Origin of the sequence: Nocardiopsis coralli, from assembly GCF_014892575.1 — a bacterium.
Taxonomy (GTDB): Bacteria; Actinomycetota; Actinomycetes; order Streptosporangiales; family Streptosporangiaceae; genus Nocardiopsis; species Nocardiopsis coralli.
In genome coordinates, this window is the sequence record NZ_JADBGI010000052.1 from 1 (window position 1) to 3,252 (window position 3,252).

Annotated in this window: 4 protein-coding genes; 3 read left to right on the forward strand and 1 reads right to left on the reverse strand. The window is 72.2% G+C overall.

Annotation, left to right across the window (positions count from 1 at the left end; all coding sequences use genetic code 11):
- Window positions 1-523, forward strand: a 523-nt coding sequence (locus IDM40_RS27695; protein WP_193125033.1) for a LuxR C-terminal-related transcriptional regulator, incomplete at its 5' end; no start/stop codon positions are given.
- A gap of 22 nt (window positions 524-545) precedes the next feature.
- Here IDM40_RS27695 and IDM40_RS27700 read toward each other — a convergent pair.
- The gene (locus tag IDM40_RS27700) at window positions 546-1,904 is read right to left on the reverse strand and encodes an MATE family efflux transporter (RefSeq protein WP_193125034.1); all 1,359 of its coding nucleotides are present in this window, start codon (window positions 1,902-1,904) and stop codon (window positions 546-548) included.
- Between the two features lie 72 nt (window positions 1,905-1,976).
- Here IDM40_RS27700 and IDM40_RS27705 point away from each other — a divergent pair, with 72 nt between their 5' ends.
- On the forward strand, window positions 1,977-2,423 hold the full coding sequence (locus tag IDM40_RS27705; protein WP_017615074.1) for a carboxymuconolactone decarboxylase family protein: 447 nt from the start codon (window positions 1,977-1,979) through the stop codon (window positions 2,421-2,423).
- A 179-nt stretch (window positions 2,424-2,602) separates the two neighbouring features.
- Window positions 2,603-3,252: AMP-binding protein (locus IDM40_RS27710; protein WP_193125035.1), on the forward strand; the 650-nt coding region annotated here is incomplete at its 3' end.

Below are 3,252 nucleotides of genomic sequence, written 5' to 3' on the forward strand. Positions count from 1 at the left end.
CGTGGTGCTCATGGACGTGCGCATGCCCGGCATCGACGGCATCGCGGCGACCGCGCGCCTGCGCACCGGTGAGGACCCCGCCCCGCAGGTTCTGGTGCTGACCACCTTCGACGCCGACGCCACCGTGGTGGAGGCGCTGCGGGCCGGTGCCGCCGGTTACCTGCTCAAACACACCGACCCCGAACGCATCGTCGAGGCCGTGCAACGCGCCGCCGCCGGAGAACCGGTGCTCTCACCCAGTGTCACGCGCACGCTCATGGACCGCGTCGCCGGTTCCGGGGGACCCTCGGAACGCACGACGCGCCGTGACCGCGCCCGGGCACGTCTGGCGCAGTTGACCGACCGCGAGCGCGAGGTCGCCGAGGCGGTCACCGCGGGGCTGTCGAACGCCGAGATCGCCGACCGCCTGTACATGTCGATGGGCACCGTCAAGGCGCACGTGTCCAACGCCCTCACCAAGCTCGACCTCACCGGCCGGGTCCAGCTCGCCCTGCTCACCCACGACGCCGCCGAGCACGACTGAGCCCGGGCCCGTGGCCCAGGTGTCACAGGCGGGCGAGGGTGAGGCGGAAGGCGGTGGTCTGCCACAGGAACAGCGCGGCGGTGGTGACGGCGTGCGCCCACCACACCAGGGCCAGCCCGCCCTGTTCGGCCAGGGGCACCGCCGCCGCGGCGAGCAGGCCGTAACAGACCACGAAGGCCTGCAGCGACGGCCGCGGGTGCTTCAGGCCCAGGAGCCCCATGCCGGGCAGCGCCTGGAGCGCATCGGCCACCACCACCGCGGCCAACACCGGCACCAGCGCCAGGACCAGACCCTGCACGTGCGGATCGTCGGTCAGCAGCGGCACCAGTACGCCCCCCGCGGCCCACATCAGCGCCGCGCTGCCGACCACGACCGGTACCGCGACGGTGTACCCGGCGCGCAGCACGGCGCCCACCTCCGCACGGTCGCCGTCCTTGGCGGCGCGCGCCACGAAGGGGACGAACGACTGTCCCACCGCGGTCGCAGGCAGGAACACGAAGGTCGCCACCACCACGAGGAGCTGGTGCGCGGCGGCCTCGGTCACCCCCACCCGGGCCATGGCCACGGTGAGCACGCCCATCGCCGCGAACTTGACCAGGAGCGTGCCGCCGGACGGCAACCCCACCCGGGCCATGCTCCACACACTCGTCCACTGCGGAAGGCCCACCCCGACCCGGTGCCCGCGCAGCACGGTCCGGGTGCGCAGCACGTACTGCGACAGAGCCGTGGTGAGCAGGGTGACCACGAGCATCGCCGCGCCCGCTCCGAACAGGCCGAGGGCGGGCACCGGCCCGGCGCCGAGCACCAGCAGCGGGGTCAGGACGAGCGACAGCGCGGTCGTGGCCAGGCTGATCACCAGCACACCCGTGGTCTCGCCGAGCCCGATGAGCAGGGTGGTGACCGACAGCTTCACCGACAGCACGAGCACGTGCACGGCGAGCAGGAACGGGAACACCCCGAGCGCGGCGACGGCGGCAGGGTCGACCCCGAGGGCCGGAGCGCTCAGCGGCAGGCTCGCCAGCACGACCGCGCCCACGGCCCCCGCGCACACCGACAACCAGATGCTGTCGCGCACCACCGGCCCGAGCGCGGCGGGGTCGTCCTCGTTCTCGCCGACGAACGGCATCGTGCCCCGCAGGGACCCCTGCACCACCATGACCAGCGGGTTGAGCACCGCCACGGCCAACGCGTAGGCGGCCAGTTCCGCGGTGGCGGTGTGGCCCAGCACGGCCGCGGTGACCAGTGCGCCGACCATGTTCGACAGCATCGACAGGTACAGCGGGAACGCCTTGCGGCCGATCCGCAGGGCCAGGACGCGTGCGGGCGGGGTGACGGGGGCGTCCGGGCCGGGGGAGGGGGAGCGGTTCTCGTCGAGGGGCACGGGGGGATTCTGACACGGTCGCGGTAGCGTTGGCCCGACGTTCCGCACCGGTCTTTTCGAGGAGGGGTCCCCGTGGACGGAAAACGTGTCGTCTGGGCCAAACAGCTGCCCGAGGTCTACAAGAAACTCGACGAGATCGACCAGATCATCGGCGGCCACCTCGAGGTCGGCCTGCTCGAACTGGTGAAACTGCGTTCGTCCATGCTCAACGGGTGCGCGTTCTGCGTCGACCTGCACACCCAGAAGGCGCTCAAGGAGGGGGAGTCCCACCAGCGCCTGATCCAGGTCTCCACCTGGCACGAGGCCGGCGAGCTCTTCACCGGGGCCGAGCGTGCCGCCCTGGCGCTGACCGACGAGATGACCGGGCTGGGCGAGCGCGGGGTCTCCGACGAGGCCTACGAGGAGGTCGCCGAGCACTTCGACGACCAGCAGATCGCGGCGCTCATGGCGGCGATCTCCATGATCAACCTCTACAACCGGCTGGCGGTCACCAGCGAGCTGCGCCCCAAGCAGCGCTGAGCCGCGGCCCGGCCCCACACTCCGCGGACACGGCGGCGGTACCCAGCGGGTGCCGCCGCCGTCGTGTGTTCCGGGGGAGCAGGAGGGTCCGGGAGGTCTGGAAGGTACGGGATCCTTCGACTATCGTCCGTTGTGGCGTGGATCACAGACCCGGATCATCACCGGACAAGGAGAGCTGGATGCCTCCACAGGCGACCGCATGCCGGACCATCCCCGATCTGCTCACCCACAACGCGGAGAAACACCCCGACCTGCCCGCCCTCTCCTGGAGACAGGACGACGGAACCTGGACCACCCTCACCTGGGCCGCCACCCGCGACCGTGTCCTCGAGCTCGCCGCCGGCTTCCACGGCCTCGGCATCGGACCCGGAGACCACGTCCTGATCCTCATGGGCAACCGCCACGAACACTGGCTCACCGACGTCGCCCTCGCCCACCTCGGGGCGCCCACGACCACCGTGTACAGCACCGCGGCCCCCGAACAGATCGGCTACATCGCACGCCACAGCCGGGCGCACACCGCCGTCGTCGACACCGCCGGCGCCGCCTGGCGCGACCTGGCCGCGGACCCGGACACCCCGCTCGAACGCCTCGTCGTGGTGGACGACCCCGAACCCGGCCGCGGCGACGTGCCCTTCTCCTCGGTGCTCGACCCGGCGGGCGTCCCCGCGCTCCTGGACCGGCCCGGCGCCGTCCCCGAGGACCTCCTCACCGTCGTCTACACCTCCGGCACCACCGGAGACCCCAAGGGCGCCGCCATGACCCACGGCGACGTCCTCGCCAACATCACCTCCCTCGACCGCCTCGTCCAGCCCCTCGACCACCCCGA